Origin of the sequence: Microbacterium sediminis (genome assembly GCF_004564075.1) — a bacterium.
Lineage (GTDB): Bacteria > Actinomycetota > Actinomycetes > Actinomycetales > Microbacteriaceae > Microbacterium > Microbacterium sediminis.
The window spans coordinates 462,907-483,735 of record NZ_CP038256.1 but is presented as its reverse complement, the minus strand read 5'-3'; the positions used below and the strand labels follow the sequence as shown (position 1 = coordinate 483,735).

At 70.0% G+C, this 20,829-nt stretch carries 18 protein-coding genes and 1 tRNA gene; 6 read left to right on the top strand and 13 right to left on the bottom strand.

What is annotated here, in order from left to right; all coding sequences use genetic code 11:
* Window positions 1-19: 19 nt before the first annotated feature.
* Window positions 20-598, top strand: coding sequence for a DnaJ family domain-containing protein (locus E3O41_RS02365; RefSeq protein WP_067028681.1), 579 nt, complete (start codon window positions 20-22; stop codon window positions 596-598).
* 2 nt (window positions 599-600) lie between these two features.
* On the opposite strand, the gene E3O41_RS02360 is transcribed toward E3O41_RS02365, so the two are convergent.
* Complete coding sequence (locus E3O41_RS02360; protein WP_240482504.1) at window positions 601-1,539, bottom strand: NAD(P)/FAD-dependent oxidoreductase; 939 nt, start codon at window positions 1,537-1,539, stop codon at window positions 601-603.
* 58 nt (window positions 1,540-1,597) lie between these two features.
* On the opposite strand from E3O41_RS02360, the gene E3O41_RS02355 reads away from it, so the two are divergent.
* Window positions 1,598-2,179 (top strand): helix-turn-helix domain-containing protein, encoded by a 582-nt coding sequence (locus tag E3O41_RS02355; protein WP_067028678.1) that lies wholly within the window; start codon window positions 1,598-1,600, stop codon window positions 2,177-2,179.
* 6 nt (window positions 2,180-2,185) lie between these two features.
* Here the strand turns inward: E3O41_RS02355 and E3O41_RS02350 are convergent, their stop codons facing one another.
* The 4 genes from E3O41_RS02350 to E3O41_RS02335 form a co-directional block, all read right to left on the bottom strand.
* Window positions 2,186-3,853, bottom strand: coding sequence for an alpha-amylase family protein (locus E3O41_RS02350; protein ID WP_135011949.1), 1,668 nt, complete (start codon window positions 3,851-3,853; stop codon window positions 2,186-2,188).
* Window positions 3,850-4,815, bottom strand: a complete 966-nt coding sequence (locus E3O41_RS02345) for a TIGR03885 family FMN-dependent LLM class oxidoreductase (RefSeq protein ID WP_135011947.1) — start codon at window positions 4,813-4,815, stop codon at window positions 3,850-3,852. Before E3O41_RS02345 ends, E3O41_RS02350 begins: the two co-directional genes overlap by 4 nt.
* 76 nt (window positions 4,816-4,891) lie before the next feature.
* Window positions 4,892-5,914 carry an NAD-dependent epimerase/dehydratase family protein gene (locus E3O41_RS02340; protein ID WP_083991101.1) on the bottom strand — a complete coding sequence of 341 codons (1,023 nt, stop codon included), beginning with the start codon at window positions 5,912-5,914 and terminating at the stop codon, window positions 4,892-4,894.
* A 280-nt stretch (window positions 5,915-6,194) separates the two neighbouring features.
* Entirely contained in the window at window positions 6,195-8,015 is a 1,821-nt protein-coding gene (locus E3O41_RS02335; RefSeq protein ID WP_244927260.1) for a DUF2207 domain-containing protein, read from the bottom strand.
* A gap of 58 nt (window positions 8,016-8,073) precedes the next feature.
* On the opposite strand from E3O41_RS02335, the gene E3O41_RS02330 reads away from it, so the two are divergent.
* Window positions 8,074-8,505, top strand: a complete 432-nt coding sequence (locus E3O41_RS02330; protein WP_067028669.1) for a MarR family winged helix-turn-helix transcriptional regulator — start codon at window positions 8,074-8,076, stop codon at window positions 8,503-8,505.
* Window positions 8,506-8,690: 185 nt separating this feature from the next.
* Here the strand turns inward: E3O41_RS02330 and E3O41_RS02325 are convergent.
* The 3 genes from E3O41_RS02325 to E3O41_RS02315 form a co-directional block, all read right to left on the bottom strand.
* Window positions 8,691-8,763 (bottom strand) — tRNA-Arg (locus tag E3O41_RS02325).
* A 58-nt stretch (window positions 8,764-8,821) separates the two neighbouring features.
* Entirely contained in the window at window positions 8,822-9,403 is a 582-nt protein-coding gene (locus E3O41_RS02320) for an asparagine synthase (RefSeq protein WP_067028666.1), read from the bottom strand.
* Window positions 9,404-9,483: 80 nt separating this feature from the next.
* Complete coding sequence (locus E3O41_RS02315) at window positions 9,484-10,917, bottom strand: glyceraldehyde-3-phosphate dehydrogenase (RefSeq protein ID WP_244927280.1); 1,434 nt, start codon at window positions 10,915-10,917, stop codon at window positions 9,484-9,486.
* A 292-nt stretch (window positions 10,918-11,209) separates the two neighbouring features.
* Between E3O41_RS02315 and E3O41_RS14085 the strand changes: the two genes are divergently transcribed.
* Window positions 11,210-12,685 carry a MinD/ParA family ATP-binding protein gene (locus tag E3O41_RS14085; RefSeq protein WP_162303961.1) on the top strand — a complete coding sequence of 492 codons (1,476 nt, stop codon included), beginning with the start codon at window positions 11,210-11,212 and terminating at the stop codon, window positions 12,683-12,685.
* A 57-nt stretch (window positions 12,686-12,742) separates the two neighbouring features.
* Here the strand turns inward: E3O41_RS14085 and E3O41_RS02305 are convergent, their stop codons facing one another.
* Window positions 12,743-14,602, bottom strand: coding sequence for an alpha/beta hydrolase family protein (locus tag E3O41_RS02305; RefSeq protein WP_135011941.1), 1,860 nt, complete (start codon window positions 14,600-14,602; stop codon window positions 12,743-12,745).
* Window positions 14,603-15,146: 544 nt separating this feature from the next.
* On the opposite strand from E3O41_RS02305, the gene E3O41_RS02300 reads away from it, so the two are divergent.
* A complete protein-coding gene (locus E3O41_RS02300; protein ID WP_162303960.1) occupies window positions 15,147-16,325 on the top strand; it encodes a DUF262 domain-containing protein in 1,179 nt (392 codons plus the stop codon).
* On the opposite strand, the gene E3O41_RS02295 is transcribed toward E3O41_RS02300, so the two are convergent.
* Entirely contained in the window at window positions 16,322-17,557 is a 1,236-nt protein-coding gene (locus tag E3O41_RS02295; RefSeq protein ID WP_046746337.1) for an IS256 family transposase, read from the bottom strand. The two genes, E3O41_RS02300 and E3O41_RS02295, sit on opposite strands and share 4 nt — an antisense overlap.
* 162 nt (window positions 17,558-17,719) lie before the next feature.
* Here E3O41_RS02295 and E3O41_RS02290 point away from each other — a divergent pair, with 162 nt between their 5' ends.
* The gene (locus E3O41_RS02290) at window positions 17,720-18,214 is read left to right on the top strand and encodes a HEPN domain-containing protein (protein WP_067028774.1); all 495 of its coding nucleotides are present in this window, start codon (window positions 17,720-17,722) and stop codon (window positions 18,212-18,214) included.
* On the opposite strand, the gene E3O41_RS02285 is transcribed toward E3O41_RS02290, so the two are convergent.
* Genes E3O41_RS02285 through E3O41_RS02275 form a run of 3 tightly spaced genes read right to left on the bottom strand, consistent with a single transcriptional unit; the run spans window position 18,211 to window position 20,827 of the window.
* Entirely contained in the window at window positions 18,211-19,311 is a 1,101-nt protein-coding gene (locus E3O41_RS02285; protein ID WP_067028806.1) for an alpha/beta hydrolase family protein, read from the bottom strand. The genes E3O41_RS02290 and E3O41_RS02285 overlap by 4 nt on opposite strands.
* 56 nt (window positions 19,312-19,367) lie before the next feature.
* Window positions 19,368-20,366 carry a hypothetical protein gene (locus E3O41_RS02280; protein ID WP_240482507.1) on the bottom strand — a complete coding sequence of 333 codons (999 nt, stop codon included), beginning with the start codon at window positions 20,364-20,366 and terminating at the stop codon, window positions 19,368-19,370.
* The gene (locus E3O41_RS02275) at window positions 20,363-20,827 is read right to left on the bottom strand and encodes a hypothetical protein (protein ID WP_067028777.1); all 465 of its coding nucleotides are present in this window, start codon (window positions 20,825-20,827) and stop codon (window positions 20,363-20,365) included. Before E3O41_RS02275 ends, E3O41_RS02280 begins: the two co-directional genes overlap by 4 nt.
* Window positions 20,828-20,829: the final 2 nt, after the last annotated feature.

The window sequence follows — 20,829 nt, the reverse complement described above, 5'->3', positions numbered from 1 at the left end:
AAGGGCGTACGTTTGCACTATGCCCGCCCGCAGCGAGCCGCAGGAGCCGGAGGACCCGCGCATCACGGCGATGCGCTATCGCCTCGAGCGCGACGGCGTGATCGAGCCGGAGGAGCGCACGGCCGGTCCCCGCTGGTCCACGGCCGAGGAGCGCGCGGCGGTGGTCGAGTCGGCGATCCAGCAGGCGATCCGCCGCGGCGAGTTCGACGATCTGCCGGGCGCCGGCAAGCCGCTCGAGGGACTGGGCGAACGTCACGATCCGGACTGGTGGGTCCGCCGCAAGATCGAGCGCGAGCAGCTGAGCGGGCTCGGCCCGCCCGCCCTGGCCCTGCGCGTAGAGCACGCCGAGTTCGCCGAGCGGATCGACGCCCTCACGCACGAGCGTGAGGTGCGCGAGTACGTCGAGGACTTCAACCTGCGGGTGCGCGAGGCGCGCCTGCAGCTGCTCGGCGGCCCGCCGGTGGTCACGCCCGAGCACGACGTCGAGGCGGAGGTGGCCGCGTGGCGCGAGCGCCGCGAGGCCCGCGCCCGCGCCGCCGCCCGGGCCGCGGCGGCCCCGCAGCCGCGACCGCGCCGCTGGTGGCGCCGCGCGCGCTGACCTCAGGCGGGCACCGCCCGCTCGAGCGCCGCGGCCTCGGCGGCCACGATGTCCTGCAGCGCGCCGGTGGCCGCCGCGGCACCGGTCGCGATCGCGCTCCAGACCGCCCACATCGGCGCCGGCATCGACCGCTGCTGCGCGACGTCACCGGCCGCGTACACCCCGGGCACGCTCGAGCGCCCGAACGGGTCGACGAGCACGGCGCCCAGCTCGGAGCGCTCGACGCCGAGCCGCGCGGCGTGCGGGGCGGCCGGCTCGGTGGCCAGCTGCACGAGTGCCCCGCCGAAGCGCCGCGATCCGCCGCCCTCGAGCGCGAGGTCGATGCCCTCCGCGTCGCCGCGGGCCGACAGCACCGGCGCCGGCTCGATCTCGGTGCCCCGCAGCGCCAGGCGCCGCGCGGCGCCCTCGTCGAGCGCGCCGCCGCGCGGGAACGCCACGAGCGCCGAGGCGATGGGCGCCATGAGCGCGCTCATGTGCTCGAGGAACGGGCCGGGGCCGATGAGCGCCACCGACCGGCCGGCGAACTCGTGCCCGTGGCAGAACGGGCAGTGCGCGACCGACGAGCCGAACGCCGCCTCGATCCCGGGGATGTCCGGAAGCGTGTCGCGCATGCCCGTGGCCAGGATCACGCGCGACGCGACGTGATCGCCCTCGCCGGTCGACAGTCGGAAGCCGCCGGCCGCGCCGGTCACCTCGCCCACCTCGGCCGCCACGAACCTCACGCTGTCGTACCGCGCGAGCTCGGCGCGGGCGGCGGCGCGGAAGGCGGCGGGTGTCTGCCCGTCGTGGCCGATGAGGTTGTGCATCGCGTCGGCGCGGTCGTTGCGGTAGCGGCCGGCGTCGAGGACGACGACCGAGCGATGCATCCGCCCGAGGGTGAGGGCCGCCTGCAGCCCCGCGGGGCCGGCGCCGATGATCGCGACATCCGTGATGGTGTTCATGCGTCGAGGATCGGCCCGCGCGACCCACACCGCCAAGAAAGTTTGCCAAGATCGCAACATGACCGATCTCGACGACCAGGCCGTGGCCGATGCGGTGGGCCGGCGCCTGCGCACCATCCGCACGCAGCGGCGCATCACGCTCGCCGAGCTCGAGCAGCGCACGGGGGTGTCCATGAGCACGTGGTCGCGCCTGGAGAGCGGCCAGCGCCGGGCGACGATCGAGCTGCTGCTGCCGCTGGCCCGCGAGTACGGGGTCACCCTCGACGAGCTCGTCGGCGCGCCGGAGACGGGCGACCCGCGCGTGCACATCAAGCCGGTCGTGCGCCACGGCACCACCTACATCCCGCTCACCCGGCGCGCGGGCGGCCTGCAGGCGTTCAAGGTGATCTTCCCGCCGCGGCGCGAGCCGGTCGCGGAGCGGCTGATGACCCACGAGGGCTACGAGTGGCTGTACGTGCTCAGCGGCCGGCTGCGCCTGACCCTCGGGGAGCGGACCATCGTCATGGAGCCGGGCGAGGCGGCGGAGTTCGACACCCGCGTGCCCCACTCCCTCGGCGCGGACGGGCCCGGCGCCGTCGAGGTGATCTCGCTGTTCGGGCGCCAGGGCGAGCGCGCGCACCTTCGCGCCCGCAGCACGTGAGGGTCGCTAGGTGAGGCGCCCGTCGCCCGGGCGCGAGACCCGCAGCCACCGGAACCCGTAGGCCGGCAGCTCGAGGCTGACGTCGTGCTGCTCGCCCACGTCGACACGCTCGGCGCCGAGCAGGTCGACGAGCGAGACGCCCTCGGGTTCGCCCTCGAGCCGGAAGCGCACGGTGGCCGGAGAGTCGCCGAAGTTGTGCAGCGCGATCATCCGTCCCACGTCCGCGGTCAGGGAGTGCGCCATCACCGCGGGCGCATCCTGCTCGATGAGGTCGAACCGGCCCCAGCCGAGCTCGGGCGAGATGCGGTAGCGCGAGATCAGGTCGCGGAAGAAGTGCAGCAGCGATCCGCGGTCCTCGATCTGATCGGCCACGTTCACGTGCTCGGGGGCGTAGCCGTCGCTGGGCGGGCGCGAGGCCAGGCGCCGCCGGGGCGCACCGGAGAACCCGCCGCCCGGCTCGCCGGACCACTGCATGGGCGTGCGCACCGCCGCCCGCCCGCCGATCTCGGCGTTCTCGCCCATGCCGATCTCCTCGCCGTAGAAGAGCACGGGCGTGCCGGGCAGGGTGAACAGCAGGCTGTAGGCCATGCGGATCCGGCGCGGGTCGCCGTTGAGCATCGGCGGCAGCCGGCGCACGATGCCGCGGCCGTACACGCGCTGGCGCTCGTCGGGGGCGAGCGCCTCGAACACCTCCTGCCGCTCCTGCTCGCTGAGCTGGTCGAGCGTGAGCTCGTCGTGGTTGCGCAGGAAGTTGGCCCACTGCACCTCGACGGGCAGCTCCGGTCGGGCGGTGAGCGCCGAGATCAGCGGCGCGGGATCGCCGCGCACGAGCGACAGGTACAGGCGCTGCATCGCCACGAAGTCGAACTGCATCGACAGCTCCTGGCCGTCGTCGTTGGCGCCGAAGTACAGCACCTGCTGCTCGTACGGCAGGTTGACCTCGCCGAGCAGCATGGCCTCGCTCGAGCGCCGCTGCAGGAAGCGACGGATGTCGCGGAGGAAGTCGTGCGGGTTGGCCATCTCGGCGCCCTCCGGCACCTCGAGCAGGAACGGCACGGCGTCCACGCGGAACCCCGACACCCCCAGCTGCAGCCAGAAGCCGACGGTCTTGGCGATCTCGTCGCGCACCCGAGGGTTGGCGACGTTCAGATCGGGCTGGTGCTCGTAGAAGCTGTGCAGGTACCACTGGCCGGACTTCTCGTCCTTCGTCCACACCCCGTCGGCCTCGCCCGGGAACACGGTGTTCTGCTGGTTCTTCGGCGGCGGATCGTCGCGCCACACGTAGAAGTCGCGGTAGGGCGAGTCCACGCTCCGCTTCGCCTCGACGAACCACGGGTGGCGGTCGGAGGTGTGGTTGATCACGAGGTCGACGATCACCCGCATGCCGCGATCCTTCGCCGTGCGGACCACCTCGACGAAGTCGCCGTGGGTGCCGAGCCGGGGATCGACGCCGTAGAAGTCGGTGACGTCGTACCCGTCGTCCTTGCCCGGCGAGGGGTAGAACGGCATCAGCCACAGGCACGTCACCCCGATCTGCGCGAGGTAGTCGATGCGCGTGGCCAGGCCCTGCAGATCGCCCACCCCGTCGCCGTCGGAGTCGAGGAACTTCTTCACGTCGAGGCAGTAGATGACGGCGGACTTCCACCACAGATCGCTCGTGTCGGTGACCCTCATGTGCGCTCCCTCAGTCGCGGCAGGATCGCGGTCTCGGCTGCGGCCAGGAACCCGGACTGCTCCTGGCCGACGTGGTGCAGGTACACCCGATCGAAGCCGATGGCGGCGAGCTCGCCGACCCGCTCGGCCAGGTCGTCGGGGTCGTGCGCCACGATCACGGCGCCGCGCAGCGCCTCGTCATCGACCTGGCCCGCGGCCCCGTCGAACTCCTCCGGCTGCTCGATGTCCCACGTGCGCGGCGGGGTGATCACACCGTGCCGCCACTGGTCTCGGGCGATCGCCATCGCCTCCTCGTCGCTGTCGGCCCAGCTCACGTGCACCTGCAGCACGCACGGGCCCCGTCCGCCGGCGGATCGATAGGCGTCCACGACGCCGCGCAGCGCATCCGGCGCCTGCGCGACGGTGGCCAGGCCGTCGGCCCACGACGCCGCCCACCCGGCGGTCTCGGCGCTCACGGCGGCCGCGAGAAACGACGGGGCCACGCTGGGCAGGCTCCACAGGCGCGCCCGGTGCACGGTGACGTGGCCGTCGTGGCTGACCTCCTCTCCCGCGAGCAGCCGCCGCATCACGGCGGCGCTCTCGAGGAGCCGGGCGTTGCGCTCGTCCTTGGTCGGCCACGGGTCGCCGGTGACGTGCTCGTTCATGGCCTCGCCGCTGCCGAGGGCCGCCCAGAACCGCCCGGGGAACATCTCGGCCAGTGTGGCCGCCGCCTGCGCGACGATCACGGGGTGGTACCGCTGCCCCGGCGCCGTCACGACGCCGATCGGGAAGCGCGTGCGCGCGAGCGCGGCGCCGAGCCAGCTCCAGGCGAACCCCGACTCACCCTGCCGCGGGCTCCACGGCGCGAGGTGGTCGGAGCACATGGCGCCGTCGAACCCGGCCTCCTCGGCCCGGCAGACGTCGTCGAGCAGCGCGCTCGGGGGCAGCTGCTCGTGGGATGCGTGGAATCCGATGAACACCATCGGCCCGATGCTGCCGCGGCCGTGGGGAGCCCGGAACCCCCTTTCGCGCCGCGCGCGGATGCGCTAGCGCCGCCGCTCAGGCCAGGAGCCCGCGGTCGAGAAGGCTGCGCACGGTGTCCTCCACGGCCTCCGGGATGGGCCGGAGCGGGTGCCCGAGGAGCGCCTCGGCGCCCGACTGATCGAAACGCCGCGGGGTGGCGAGGAACGGCCGGTTGTCCCGCAGATCGCGCACCACGAGCGAGGCCAGGCGCAGCGCCGCACCTCGCAGCGACCGGGAGGGCAGGGCCGCGGTCGCCTCGGGCACGCGCTCGCGCACGATCCGGGCGATCTCGATGAGCGAGAGCGAGTCGCTGGCGACGATCGTGCGGCGCCCCGCGGCGACGGGGCTCGTCAGGGCGGCGACATGGGCCTCGGCGATGTCGCGCACGTCGACCCACGGCAGGTGCAGATCGGGCACCACGGGCATCGCCCCCGACAGCAGCCGGGCGAGCACGTCGACCGAGGTGCCCTTGTCGTCCGTCAGGAGCGGGCCGAGCACGGTGCCGGGGTTGATCACCGCCAGCCGGCCGCGCGCGTCGAGTCGGTCGGCGATCGACCAGGCCTCGCGCTCGGCGAGGGTCTTGGAGCGCGCGTACACCGTGACCTCGCGAGACGCCGTGTCGGTCCAGTCCTCGGGCCCGTAGGGGCGCCCCGCCACGCGGTGCCCCTGCTGGACGGCCGCGACCGACGACGTCACCACCACCCGCTCCGCACCGGCCCGCAGGGCGGTCGTGACCGCGCGCCGGGTGCCCTCCACGGCCGGCGCAATGAGGTCGTCGGCGTGAGCGGGGCGCTGGGTGAGGAACGGGGAGGCGACGTGCAGCACGAAGCGACACCCGTCGACCGCGCCCTCCCAGCCGTCGTCGCGCAGCAGGTCGAGCTCCACCAGCTCGACCCCCGAGGGGTCTTGCCCCGCGGCGCGGATGGCTTCGCGCACCTCGTCCGCGCGCGCCCGATCGCGCAGGCTGCCGCGCACGCGCCACCCGCGGCGCAGCGCCTCGGCCGCCACGTACCCGCCGATGTAGCCCGTGATGCCCGTCACCAGGATCGTGTCCGCCATGCGCCGTCCGATCGTCGTTCTCGCGGCCGAGCGGTCGCGCAGCCGGGTCCGTTGCGACCAGGATCGTGCCGATCCGACCGTCGTTGATGAACATCCGGTGAATGTCACAGAAAAGTAACGCCGAGGCTTGGCCCCGTTACTGATCCGTTATAGAGTCCTGCGTACGGAAGCCGTTTTGCTGTGGCGGTGACCGCATGTGATTGCAGGACACTCTTGGTGCAAGGGACAAGGGGCCGGTCGGATCCTCACCGACCGGCCCCTTCTGCGTCTTCCGGGGCGCTCACACCCCGCCGACGGATCCGCCGCCGCCCCCGCCGCCCACCGAGCCGCCGCCCGTGGAGCCGCCGGAGCTGCTCGCCGTGCTGCTCGACGCGGCGCTCGCGGTGAGGCTGCCCATCCCGCTCGAGAACGCCGCCGCGTTGAAGGCCCCCGAGCCGGCCCACCACGTGGGCGAGTCCGAGCCGTACATCACCGCCAGGCGCTCGGCCCAGTCCTTCTCCTGCCCGAACACCACGGCGAACGGCAGCAGCCGCTCGTAGAGCACGAGCATCTGCTGCGGCGACGTCGTGTCGACCGGGGCACGCTCGGCGCCCTCGGGCGACTGCAGCATGCGGATCCGGTCCTCCTCGGCCCAGCCGATGAACTCCTCGAGCCCCCTGAGGTGATCGCGCACCTCGGCGCCGGTGGCGTTCAGCGGTCGGCGCGTCACGAGGATGATCGTCACGAAGATCAGCGCGAAGCCCAGGGCGATCAGCGGCACCGTCGGGAACCACGTGACGAACTGGATCATCGCCACGATCCCGAACGCGAAGGTCGCCCCGCCGAGAATCAGCCCGAGCACGGCCGGGACGAGCACCACCCCCGCGGGCACGCGCCGCTTCCACTCCCGCGTGATCTGCGCGCCCGTACGCTCGATCAGCTTCTGCGCCGCACGGGCGAAGCGCGAGCTCGACTTGCCGAAGGTGAACGTCTTGCCGATCGGCAGATCCTTGCCGAACAGGCCCTTCAGCACCCGCAGCCCGTTCTCGTCGGCCCTGCCGGGATCGACCAGCTCGGCCGCGAGCTTCGGGCGCAGCAGGCCGCGCTCCTCGACGATGCGCAGCGAGCCGCCCACCGCCTGCTCGAGGATCTCGGCGGGGATCGCCCGGCCCGACTTGCCGAGCAGCACGGCGGCGGTGAGCGCGTCCACGCCGGCCGGCGGCTCGTACTCGGCGATGATCGTGGGCCGCCCGGGGTCATCGCGCAACCGGCGGCGGCGCACGACGCCCGCCCACGCGGCCGTGCCGACGGCGCCCACGGCGGCGGCCGACTGCGCCCAGCCCCACGGCGAGGCGAGGAACGACGCGTCGAAGCTCGTGAAGGTGCCCGGCTCGAACCCGATCGCCACCGTGACGCCCTCGTGCGGATCGAGCGCCACCGGCGCCGTCTCGAACGCCGCACCCGCACGCGGCATGTCGCAGCGGTCCTCGCTGCCGGCACCGCCCACGTAGCAGGCGGCGTCGCCGGTGAGCGCGTCGGCGAGCTCGGGATCCACCTCAATGCGCGCCGTGAACGATCCGACCGGCTGCGGTGCATCGGTGGTGAAGACGTCCCAGAAGAACTCGTCGACGCCGTTGTCCATGGCGCGCGCGACGTTGTCCACCCGGTAGGTGAACACGTAGGTCTGCGATCCCTCCGCGTACTCCCCCTCCGGCACCGCGGACGTCACGCGCAGCAGGCCGTCCTCGGTGTCGGTCTCGTACGGGCGGGGATCGCCGTCCTCGTCGGTGACCGAGATCACCTCGGGGTTCGTGGGCGCGCCGAGGTAGCCGGTCGGGATGCCGCGCACCATGCCGCGGTTCTGCGCGGGAGGGAAGTCCGCGACGAACGTCTCGGTCACCGTCGCGGTGCCCACGCCCTCGTCATCGCGCGAGAGCAGGTAGTCCACGTGCACGCTCGAGAAGGTGAAGTCCTCCACATCGGCGCGCACGATGCCGGGCGCCGCCGCGGCCGTTCCCGCCGGCTCGGCCGCCCCCGCCGGCAGCGCCAGGGACAGCGCGATCGCCGCCCCGAGCCCTATCCCGGCGCCGATCCTGCGAAACACTCCCCCGATGCGGCTCACGCCGACACGATACCGGCGCGGGGTTTCCGGGCGTCGCGATCTCGATACAGTTGAATACATGGTCGATCGCAGGCTCGCCGTGGAGGCGTGGGAGAACCTCTTCCGCGCGCAGCACGAGATCTTCGAGCGCATCTCGGGCGACTTCGACGACACGGACCTCAGCCAGCCGGAGTACGACGTGCTGCTCACGGTGACGCGTGCCCCGCGTCACACCGCGCGGCTGCGCGACGTCACGGCCAATATGCTCATCAGCCAGCCGAGCGTGTCGCGCCTGGTGGACCGGATGGTCTCGCGCGGCCTGCTCACCAAGTGCGCCGATCCCGAGGACGGCCGCGGCTCGCTCGTGACCGCCACGGAGGCCGGCAAGCGCGCCTTCCGCGCGATCGCGGCCCAGCACGGCAAGCACATCGTCGAGCGGATGCAGGCGCTCGACGACGACGAGCTCGCGACGCTCAAGGCGCTCACGCAGAAGCTCCGCGACGCGCTCTGACCGCGTGGGCGCGCCGACGCGACGCGGCCCGAGCCGAGGGGATCCGTCCGAGGCGAGGGCGATCCGGCACATCCGGTCGATTCCCGCGCGATCTCCCTCGGCTCGGGCAGGGCGCCACAGACCCCCGGAAACGACGAAGGCCCGGTTCCGAAGAACCAGGCCTTGTCTACTGTCTCAACACAGTGTGCGCCCGAAGGGACTCGAACCCCTAACCTTCTGATCCGTAGTCAGATGCTCTATCCATTGAGCTACGGGCGCAGTTTCCGCTGCCGAAGCAACCTGTCCATCGTACATCACGCTTCGCGGAGATGTGAAATCAGGCCGGCTCCGCGCTCTTCGCCGCGGCCTTGGCGGCCTTGCGGCGGGCACGGGTGTCGGCCGCGAGCCGCTGCAGGTCGACCAGGCGCAGCGCCTGCATGCGCGCGTCGCGCATGCGCTCGTAATCCGGGTCCTCGTCGGGGCGCATCGCCTCGATCGTGAGCCGGCGATCCAGGTTGAGCTCCACGTCGTGCCAGGCGGCATCGCGCGCGGCGGCCACGAGCGCCCGCAGCTCGCGCGCGTCGGCGGCCTTCTCGCGCAGCTGCTTGGCGACGCCCTCGGACTGCTTGGCGCGGCGGCGGAGGTTGCGCACGTCGCGGTCACGGTAGTCGTGCGTGCCGTGCGGCTGCGAGTGGCGGCCCCAGGCGCGCTTGCGGGCGGCCATGGCGGCCTCGGCCGATTGCTCGGCCTCGTCGGCCAGCCGCTCGAGCGCCTCGCGGGCGGCCGGGGTGAACAGGTCGGGGTCGAAGTTCGAGCCGGCCGCGATCGTGCTGACGAGGATCCGGTTCTTCACCTGCAGGCGCGCCGCGGCCAGGGCGATCGCCACGCCCTCTCCGATGGCATCGGCATTGCGTCCCACGGGCCCCTCCGTTCCGCTCTCCAGGGTAGACGAGAGCCCCCTTCCGCCCGCCGGGCGGCAAGGGGGCTCTGCGTCGGGGGTCAGACCGCGGCCTCGACCGAGGCCGGCACCGCCTCGACGCGCACCGGCTCGCGCTCGGGGAGGATGATCGGGTGCGCGCCGGCCATCTTCTCGATGACCCGCACCACCTGGCACGAGTAGCCGAACTCGTTGTCGTACCAGACGTAGAGCACGACGCTCTCGTCGCCGTTCGCGATCGTGGCGAGGCCGTCGACGATGCCCGCCCGGTTGTTGCCGACGAAGTCGGTGGAGACGACCTCGGGCGATTCGATGTAGTCGATCTGCTGGCGCAGCGGCGAGGTCAGCGAGGTCTGGCGCAGGTAGGCGTTGATCTCGTCCTTGGTCACGGCGCGGCGCAGCGTCAGGTTGAGGATCGCCAGCGAGACGTCGGGCGTGGGCACGCGGATCGCCGATCCCGTGAGCCTGCCCTTCAGCTGGGGCAGCGCCTTGGCCACGGCCTTGGCGGCGCCGGTCTCGGTGATGACCATGTTGAGGGTGGCGGCGCGGCCGCGGCGATCGCCCTTGTGGAAGTTGTCGATGAGGTTCTGATCGTTGGTGAACGAGTGCACCGTCTCGACGTGCCCGCGGTCGACGCCGTACGCCTCGTCGAGGGCGGCCAGGACGGGGGTGATCGCGTTCGTCGTGCACGAGGCGGCCGAGAGGATCGTGTCGCCGGGCTCGATCTCGTCGCTGTTGATGCCGTAGACGATGTTCTTGATGTCGCCCTTGCCCGGCGCGGTGAGCAGCACGCGCGCGACGCCCTTCGAGCGCAGATGCTGGCCCAGCCCCTCCTCGTCGCGCCAGCGGCCGGTGTTGTCCACGACGATCGCGTCGTCGATGCCGTACTGCGTGTAGTCGATCGACGCGGGGTCGTCCGAGTAGATCACCTGGATGAGGGTGCCGTTGGCGAGAATCGTCTGCGACTCCTCGTCGACCTCGATCGATCCCTGGAACGAGCCGTGCACCGAGTCGCGGCGCAGCAGGCTCGCGCGCTTCTTGAGGTCGCTGTCGCCGCCCTTGCGCACGACGATCGCGCGCAGCCGCAGGCCCGAGCCCTTGCCCGCGTGGGCGATGAGGATGCGCGCGACGAGGCGGCCGATGCGCCCGAAGCCGTAGAGCACCACGTCGGTGGGCTTCGGCGCCTCGGCGCCGACGACCTCGGCCAGCTCCGACCGCAGGAAGTCGGCGAGCGCGTCGCCCTCGTACGAGCCGCCCTGCTCGTCGAAGCGCGAGACCAGGCGGGCGATGTCGATGGACGCCGATCCGAGGCTCAGGCTCTCGAGCGTCTCGAGCACCGCGAGGGTCTTGGCCGGGTTGAGCACCTCGTCGCTCGTGAGGCGGGCGAACCGGTGGGCCTTGAGGATGTCGATCGGCGAGCTGTTGATGAGACGGCGGCCGTGGATCGAGGGGACGATGCCGTGCTCGCGATACAGGCGTCCGATGAGGGGGATCATCCGCTCCGCGAGTTCCTCGCGGGCGACCCACTGCGCCTGCTGCTCTTCGTACTGGCTCACGACTCTCCTTCAGTCAGCGCGATCTGCCTTTCCATCGTAGGAAGGCCGCGCGACGACTTATCGGGAGCGAGGCGCGCAAGAATCGACGATCTTTCGGATCCGACAAGGCGGGGCGGCGCGGAAAACGAGCCGCGCGCATGGCTAGGGTGCCCGGGGAGCCACACCGTAGGCTAGTGAGGTATCCCGGTCGACAGTCGGGAGCCGTCCTGAGGGGGATCCGCATATGCTCCACGTGCCCACCTGGCCTGTGATCTCGGCACGCATCGACGCCGACGGCAGCGGCGTGCTCACGATGAACGGCACGGAGCACCCCATCGACACCACCTCCGCCGAGAACGCCCGCCGCGAGGTCGTGCGGTTCTGCGCCGACACCGCCCAGAAGCTGCAGCGACCCGTGCGCGTGACGGTCGAGGAGCCGGACTCCACCTGGCCGCTGATCGTCCACCCCGACGGCAAGGTCGACGCCGTGGACGAGACGGACGACGCGGACTTCCCCGACGACGACACGAATGAGGCCACGCCCGTGATCGAGGCCGTACCCGGCATGACCGCCCCCGCCGACGACGCCGAGCCCGCCGGACCCCGCCGCACGAGCCACGTGCCCGTCGTCGCCGACGACGCGTCCGCCGAGGCCCCGGCCGCCACGCCCGAGGACATCGAGCCGATCCGCACCCCGGCCGCCGATCCCGCCCCCGAGCCGGCCGCGGCGCCGACCCCGATGCCGATGCCCCTGCCGACGCAGACTCCCCCGGTCGCGATGCCCGCCGCCCGCCAGATCTCGCCGCAGTCGCGCCGCTCGTTCATCGCGCCCGAGCGCCTCGAGGAGCCGGCCACGCGCGGCTTCCGCGGCGCGCTGAGCCGCATGGGCGTGAAGGTGTCGCCCGGCGCGGCCGAGCGGGCCGAGCGCGAGGATCAGGCCGCGGTCTCGCAGCACTTCCCCGGCCCGCGCACGATCGCCGTCGTCAACGGCAAGGGCGGCGCGAACAAGACGCCCACGACGATCCTGACCTCGGCCGTCTTCGCCCGCTACGGCGGCGCGGGCGTGCTCGCCTGGGACAACAACCAGACCCGCGGCACGCTGGGCTGGCGCACCGAGCAGGGCCCGCACGACGCGACCCTGCACGATCTGCTGCCCGAGACCGAGCGCCTGCTGTCGACCAACGCGCAGTCGTCCGAGCTCGCCCGCTACGTGCACCACCAGACCCGCGACAAGTACGACGTGCTCCGCTCGCAGCCGATGGTTCTCGCCAGCCAGCAGCGTGTCTCGTCGGACGACGTCGACCGGATCCACGCCGTCGCCGCCAAGTACTACCGGATCATCGTGATGGACTCGGGCAACGACGAGTCCGATCCGATGTGGCTGCGGATGATCGACCACACCGATCAGCTCGTCGTCGCGACCTCGTCGCGCGCCGAGCACGCCGAGGCCGGTGCGCTGCTGCTCGAGGCCCTCGCCGAGCGCGACGAGCGCTCCGCGGCGCTCGCGAGCAACGCGGTCACGGTCGTGAGCCAGTCGGACGAGAAGGCCACGGCGGCCGAGATCCGCCGGATCGAGGACGGCTACCGCGACCTGGTGCGCGAGGTCGTGCGCATCCCCTACGACCCGGCCATGGGCGCCGCGCAGCTGCACTACCGGGCGCTGCGGCCCGAGACCCAGCGCGCCTGGCTCGCCGCGACGGCCGCGATCGCCCGCGGCCTCGCGAAGTAAGCATCCACACCAGAGGGGCCGGACACCACACGGTGCCCGGCCCCTGGTCGTCGCGACTCAGCCGGCGACCTCGAAGAGGGTCTTTGCGAGCTCGGCGTTCTCGGCCTGACGCGCGGCGTTGTCCGGGTTCGTGCTCGGCGTGAGGCCGAGTGCCGGCCAGTTCGCCACGTCGAGCGCCCACGCCACCGCGGAGACGTGGTTGTACGGCTCGTCCGGCCCGCCGTAGAGGCTGCTCTCGCTGTAGCCCGGGGCGCCGCCGAGGTTGCTCACCAGGCCGTCCTGGTCGGTCGCGGGTGGGTTCTTCACGAACTGCGCGCTCCAGTACATGTACTCGTTCACGGTCGCCCACTGGTTCGGCGTGATCACGACCTTGAACGCCCCGGGCTTGCCCGAGACGGTGAACCAGTCGAGCGGCAGCTCCTCGAACCCGGGCACGGGGTTGTTCATCGCAAAGCGCAGGTGTGTCTTGAGCGCCTCCTCCGCCTGCGCGCGGTTCGTGATCGTCGTGACATCGAACAGCTCGGGACGGTACGTGACGCCCTCGTTGAGCAGGCGCTCCAGCGAGGTGGCGACCATGTCGAGCATCGTGCGCTGGATGTCCTTCACCTTCAGACCGAGGCTCTCGAGGTGCGCCGGGTAGCCGTCGTCCTGCGACAGCACCGCGGAGGCGAGCAGCTGCCAGTCCGCGAGCCGCTCCGGGTTGTTGCGCCCGTTCGTGATGCCCTCCGCGTCGGCGAACTCGCCGTCGGCGACCTTCTGCCGGGTCGGGTAGTACATCCACTCGTGCGCCTCGCTCGCGATGTCCTGCTCGATCATCGGCGCGCTCGAGAACGTGGCGAAGACGTCGTCGCCGGTCAGCGGATCGTTCTCGTAGCCGCCGTCCGTCTCGGTGATCCCGAGCGCGCCGATCTCCGCGAGCGACGGGTAATAGTCGGAGCTGTTGCCGCTCGCCGCAACCACAGCCGTGAGCGCCCCGCCGCCGCTCATGCCGGTGATGATCACGCGCTCGGGGTGGCCCGGCAGGCTGCCGTAGACCTGGTTGTGCGCGAGGAAGCGCAGGGCCGCCTTGGTGTCGGTCATCGTGGCCGGCGAGTGGCCCTGGTAGACGCCGTCGACGGGAGCGTCCGCGCGGCTGCGCGCGCCGTACGACACGATGATCGTGCCGCGATCGAGCAGCTCCGCGTAGGCGTCGGGGCCCTGCGTGGTGTTGTACGTGAGGTTGCCGGTCTCGTACGCGCCACCGTCGACGAGCGTGCCGCGGAACGGGTTCTGGGTCCAGCCGCTGTTGTTCGTGCGGAAATATGTCGGGCTGTCGTCGCGGACGTTCTCGGGCACGTAGATGCTGATCTTCTGCGCCGGGCTGTTGGGATCGGCGGCGTAGTAGCCCCAGTAGTGCGTCACGGTGAACGGCTCGCCGTCGAGCGTGACTGTGAGGGTGCGGGATCCCGTGTCGGTGGACGAGGTCACGGTGCCGTTGGGCGCCTCGGTGATCGATCCGCCCGCGTACGTCGTGACGTCCCACCACCCCGTCTGCGGCTCCACCTCAACGGGGTCAGAAGGGCCGGCCTCGGCGAGGAGGTCGTCCATCCAGGCGAAGGCCTCCGCCGTGCTGACGTTCTCGGTGTGCCCGAGGTTGGCGACGAGCGCGGAGTTGACATCCTCGATCGCACCGGCCTTCTTCAGCCGCTGCAGGTTGGCGAAGAGCGTCGCCTGCGGCGCGAGCGACATGCCGTCGTCGTGCAGACCGATGCGCACGTACCAGTAGTCGGCCGGATCCGCCCCGGTGTCGTCGATCCCGCGGGCCACATCGGCCAGGTAGAAGCTCGGCGACGCCATCTTGATCTGCCGCTCGATGAGCTGCCCCCGCTCCGAGGCGACGAAGTCGGCGTATGCCTCGCGCACATCTTCGCAGAGCACGACCCTCTCACCCCCGTCGGCGGCCGCGGCGGTCGTCCCGGAACCAGCGAGCGCGATCGCGGCAAAAGCGGCGATCGCGGTTCTCGTCCTGCGCATGTGTTACTCCCCATCGAGTAGAACCAGCGGTGGATCCCTCCCCGCCGTCACGCTAGGGGACCGCGCGCTCGCCGCGCCAGCCTCTTCCCCAACGCGAAAGCCCCCTCGCGAGGAGGGGGCTTCACATAGCGGAGACGGAGGGACCCCGTCGCGCGCATCCGTGCGCGCTCCTCCTCAAATCCCGCTGAGTTCCCGAAGACGCGAGAAGGGCCCCCATCCCGGGGGCCCTTCTCGTGTGGCGGAGACGGAGGGATTTGAACCCCGCGTCCATGCCTTCAGTCGCTGGTGGTCAAGGGCTCTCCGTGGATTCGCCGGGGTTCACGGGCGCGTTCGCGTTGGTTCATGGATGCTCACGAGCGTTCGAATGTTCGCATTTTCTTCGCATGCGCCCCTCGCCTTCGGCACCTCGAACAAGGCCGTGTTGCAACCCCACGGATACCATCACAGAGTGACCACGGACGCGCACGGCAACCTGGACGACTCGGCCCCTCAACCCAACGACGTCAGCTCAGACGATCTCGTCAACGTCGATGACGTCCTGGACGTCGACGAGTCCGAGGCTGCTGCTCGGAACACTGCACCGCTAACTTATTTCGGCACGGAGTTCGACGTGCATGGGCTGGTGCGCAGGTTCAACGCCGAAGCGATCATCGTTCCGGCCTTCGATCCGCAGGTGGAGCTGCCTGATCCCAAAGCGCAAGGCTTCCAGCGACGACGCGTCTGGAGCCGGAACCAGATGGACCGGTTCATCGAGTCATTGCTGCTGGGGTTCCCGGTACCAGGCATCTTCCTCGTAGAGCAGCCCGGGAAAAAGTACCTTGTGCTGGACGGCCAGCAGCGACTGACGACGCTCGCAGCCTTCTTTGGTGACAGGTTCAAGCTTGCGAACGTGGAGGACAAGTTCAAGGGTCTGACATACTCCGGGCTCACAGACGAGCAGCGGCGCGCGCTCGACGACACATTCATCCAGGCCGTGATCATCCGCTCGCCCGCTTCCGTCGACGAGTACGAGAGCGTTTATCAGATCTTCGAGCGGCTGAACTCGGGCGGTACAAACCTGCAGCCTCACGAGATTCGTGTGGCGCTGTACGGCGGGACTACCGTGGACGCCATCCGCGAGCTAAACAACGGCAGCGATTGGCGCGCGCTGTATGGTGCTAAGAACGCGAGACTCAAAGACCAGGAGCTAATCCTCCGCGTACTCGCTCTCAGCGAATCCTCGGACGAGTACTCGGCGCCGCTGAAGAGCTTCCTCAACGACTTCCTCGGCAACCATCGCAAGGGAGAGGGGATCGATCTCGTTGCGTTGAAGCAACGGTTCAGGTCAAGCGCCCAGGTCCTCAATAAGGCGCTCGGACGGCGCGCCTTCCGTCTTGGCACTCAGGTGAATGCGGCAATCCTCGACTCGGTGTTCGTTGGCGTCATGGCGAGACTCGGAGGATCGGACTGGGAGGCTATCGACACGAGCTCCTGGCTCGAAGCGTATGAGTCGTTGATCGCTGACGAGGAGTACCTCCAAGCGGTCACCAAGGCGACCGCGAACGAAGAGTCGGTCTCGACACGGGGCCGCGTCCGTTTGAGTGGTGGTCTTTCGCTTCGTTGCGATGATCAGCTGTCGTTAGTTTAGGCGGCGGTGATCTCGGGGAGTATCACCGCCTCGTCGATGGTGGGGGTGGTCGCGGTGAGCTCGGTCATGGAGGCTTCGGAGAAGTAGCGGCGGTCGGCGGCTTCCCATTCGTCGTGTTGCTCGACGAGGACGGAGCCGGCCAGGCGGAGCAGGGCGGCGTTGTTCGGGAACACGCCAACGACGTCGGTGCGGCGCTTGATCTCCCGATTGAGGCGTTCCAGCGGGTTCGTGGACCAGATCTGTCGCCAATGCCGGGCGGGGAACGCTTTGAACGCGAGGATGTCGTCACGGGCGTCGGTGAGCATCACGGCGGTCTTGGGGTGGACGCGCTCGATCATGCGCACGACTTCGTCGAACTGGGCATCGATGTGCTCGGCGTCGGGTTGGGCGAAGATCGTGCGGATCACGCTGGCGACCATCTCCTGCCGGCCCTTCGGGAGGGCGGTCAGGACGTTGCGCATGAAGTGGACGCGGCAGCGCTGCCAGGCGGCGCCCTGCAACACGGTCGCTGCGGCCTTCTTCAGTCCGGCGTGGGCGTCGGAGATCACCAGCTTCACCCCGCCCAGACCTCGTGTCTTCAACGAGCGCAGGAACTGCTTCCAGAACTCCTCGGTCTCGCTGTCTCCGACATCGAAGCCCAGCACGACCCGCCGCCCGTCAGCGGCGACGCCGATCGCGACGACGACCGCCTGGGACACGACACGGTGGTCGATGCGGACCTTGCAGTAGGTCGCGTCGAGGAACACGTAGGGGTAGGCGATGTCAGACAGCGAGCGGTCGCGGAACGATGCGACCTCGGCGTCGAGCCCTTGGCAGATGCGGGACACCTCGGACTTCGAGATGCCAGTGTCAGCGCCGAGCGCTTTGACGAGGTCATCGACCTTCCGGGTTGAGACGCCGTGGAGGTAGGCCTCCATCACGACCGCGAACAAGGCTTGGTCGACCCGGCGGCGCCGCTCCAGCAGCGACGGGAAGAACGACCCCTGCCGCAACTTCGGGATCCGCAACTCCAGATCCCCAGCCGTGGTCGACAGCACCCGCGGCCGGGAACCGTTGCGGGTAGTCGTGCGCTCGCTCGTGCGCTCGTAGGGGGCGGCGCCGATGAATGCGGCTGTCTCCGCGTCGATCAGCTCCTGGTAGAGCCGCTCGGTCGCGGCTCGGATGCGGTCGGTGGTGCCGGTGAGCTTCAGTTCCCCGAGCAGCTCGAGGAGGGCAGACTGGTCAAGAGCCATCGTGCGGTGTCGTCTTTCTGTGTGAGTTCTTGGTCGTTCTCACTGACCATCGCACGATGGCTCACCCCGTCGCGGTCACGACGCCGCGGGCCCGAAAGACCACCACCCCGCGGGACTCCAGGCGACACGGCTCCGGCTGGCGCGAGAGAAGTTCGCCGGGCTATGAGCGGTGGGCGATACGTCGATCATCGCGCCGAGGTTCTGAAGCGGCTCGTGGAAATCGACGAAGTCGTGAGGCGCGCTAACGACCAAAGCGATCTCATCGACCAGGCGTACCTGATGCAGCTCGCGGTGATCAAGCTGAGCGGACACGTCGAGTACTGCGTTGGGCGCATGATCGCGGGCTATCTCGAGGAGCACTCGAGCCATCGTGTGCTGGCTTTCTCAAAGCGGCAGGCCGAACGGATCACGAACCTGAATCCCGCGAAGCTAGAGCAGCTGGTCGGCGGGTTCGATCCAGACTGGCAGAGGGCTCTCACAGACTTCCTCAACACCGACGAAAACCGTCAATCACTCGGCAACCTCATCGGTGCACGCCACAAGCTGGCCCATGGTGGGGCGACTCGCGCCACGGCGCCGATCCTCGCGGAGTATCGCAAAGTCGCGAATGCAACGGTCAACCTACTCTTCGACCTGTTCCTACCGGTGAACTCCTAGTATCGACGGCTGCGCCGCTGGTGGATCTCGGCCGCCTTCGACGCGACGACCTGCCAGCGGTCGGGGTCGGAGTTCCAGGTCATAGTGTGATCTGACGCAAACGTCTCGAGCTGGACGAGGTCTGGACGGAGCGTCGCGAGGCGACGCGCAACCGCGTGCGGAACCGACGAGTCCTCCAACCCGTGAAGGATGACCAGTGGAATAGCGAGTTCCTCGGCTCGGGCCACCCCGCTGATGCTCCGCGGCGGAACAGCGACCTCGATCCCGACCAGCCGAGCGAGGAGTCGGTTCTGCAGCCAAGGGCGTGCGAACACGCCGAACCAGGACGGCAGCCCGGCGCGGCGACAGTTCGCGGCGACCGTCGCCGCCCAGTCGAGCACAGGTGAGTCAAGAATCAGTCTCTCGATGACGTCGCCGAACTCTTCGTCCACGGCAAGTTGGAGCGCGATTGCGGCACCCATAGACCATCCGAACAGCACGACGCGACGAGCGCCGTGGGAGAGCGCGAACCTAACGGCGGCCCGGACGTCATCGGTTTCCGTCGCGCCGAGTGTCGACCGGCCAGAGCCCACGCGGGGCCCTTCACCGTCGTTGCGGTATGAGACGACCAGTGACGTCAGCCCAACATCGGCGGCGACCAGGACGCCGCGCAACGTGCCGGCGCGCGGGCTTCCCAGCCCGTGAATGTGGATCGCCCAGCGATCGCTCGGGCCGTTGGACGGGTGAATGAGCCACGCGGGGGCCGAACCCGCGGGCGTCTCCACGACGACATCCAGAGCATCCAGCCCAGCGTCGGCGGGATCGCGATAGAAGATGCCGCTCCAGGACGCCCGCACACCCGGGCGCAGCTTGGTGTCCGACGTCATCCCAACCACAGCACGAGTCACCGTCGTGGACCGTTCGTCAACGATGGCACCAAGCCGCACCCAGCCCCCGTCCTCGAGCCAGAGGTTGTAGAGACCGGGCGCCTGAGTGCGCGGGGTGCGGTTGAGCACCACCGCAACCTGCCCGCGGTGTCGAATCACGTCGTGCACCATGAGGTCATACACGCGCCCGCCGGGCAGTGCCGTCAGACGTCGCGCGATCACGAAGCCCACCCCGGCTGCGGCAGCCGAGGCGGCCCCAAGAGCCGCGGCGATGATCGCTAGCGTCCTCAACGCACCTCCTTCGGAATATCTGCGCGCGGCAAACCCCCCGCGTCCCCCGCCATCAGGTGCGCCTCCGCGCTCTCCACAGCCACTCGCTCAGCATCGCTCAACGTGAAGGTGACGCGCGGATCGATGACGGCATCCCGAACTTCGACGATCTGACGATGCAGCCGCGTCTCGTCGTCTTCACGATGGAACGACGGCTCAAGCTGACTCAAGCCTGGTCGCACGTCGATCGCTCGCTCCCAGGTCGGCGTGACCTGGGCGAGGAGCGCACGAGTCTTCTCGCCACGGGATCGGGCACGCGCCCAGCGCAACGCGGGCTGAGCACCGAGCCCGAGGCAGAGGAACAGGAACGTCGCCAGGAAGAGCGGATCGTAGGCGGCGCTGAGCCCGTCCATGAGCGTCAGGTTCCCGATGATGTGCGCGAGATCCATGGCGATGACCACAAGGGAGAGAGTGACGCCGGTGAGGCTCCCCACCAGCACCGAGACCGCTGGCAGGCGCTCCGCGCCGCGACTTCGCCCGATCTGACGAGACGCGGCAGCCGCCATGGCGGTCAGCACGACGCCGTCGTAGGTGAACTGGATGATCGAGTACGTCGCGGCGGCCGGCTGCGCCCCGAGGTCCAGCATGAACGTCGTCGTTGTCTCACCCCGGTCGATGAACGCGAAGGCTGTGACGGCGCCGACGACTGCGCCCGCCAGCACTGGAAGGCCGAGTGCAATCTGGGCGACTCGCGACTGGTACTGCATCGCCTTCGCCACTCCGCGCCCAAGGAAGAAGACGCCCACCATCAATGTGAGGTCGGCAAGCAGCGTGACGATGTTCGTGCCACCGAGCACCGCGTCGGCCCACCGGTAGGTGGTGTCGACATTGAACGTCATTGCGACCGCGATCGTCACCGCGGAGTACATGATGCTGCGATCCGCTCGGCCCCGCCGCAGGATGAGCAGGCTCGCAACGAGCAGCCACATCAGGGCGGAGGCCGCGATCGGGATCACCCGAAGATCTCCAGATAGCGAGAGTGGTGGAGAGCCGAACCACGGATCGCACCAGCGAGATGATCCGCGAGCGCCTCCGCCACGATCTCGTCGTCCGTCACGAGGTCCTGGCGGCGGAGCAGACGCTGGCGAGCGGATTCAGGAATGTCGGGCAGCAGCAAATCGGGCGTGGTCGCCTCGTCGCGTTGGTCGTGCTCGAGCATGATGTGCGCGAGCTCGTGGAGCACGAACTGCTGCCGATGCAACGCCGACTCACTTCGCGCGTGAAGGACGAGATCCTCCGTGTCCGTCATCAACCACAACGCGCAGATGCCGTCCTGGTCGCTCAGGTTCGTGAGCTCGACGATCCGAATCGGGCGCTGTCTGCGTCGCTGCAACGCGCCGACGAGATCGTCGAAGGAGAAGACCTCGCCGAGCCCGAGTTCCGCCATGGCCGTCGACACGGTCGCTTCGATGTTCACGG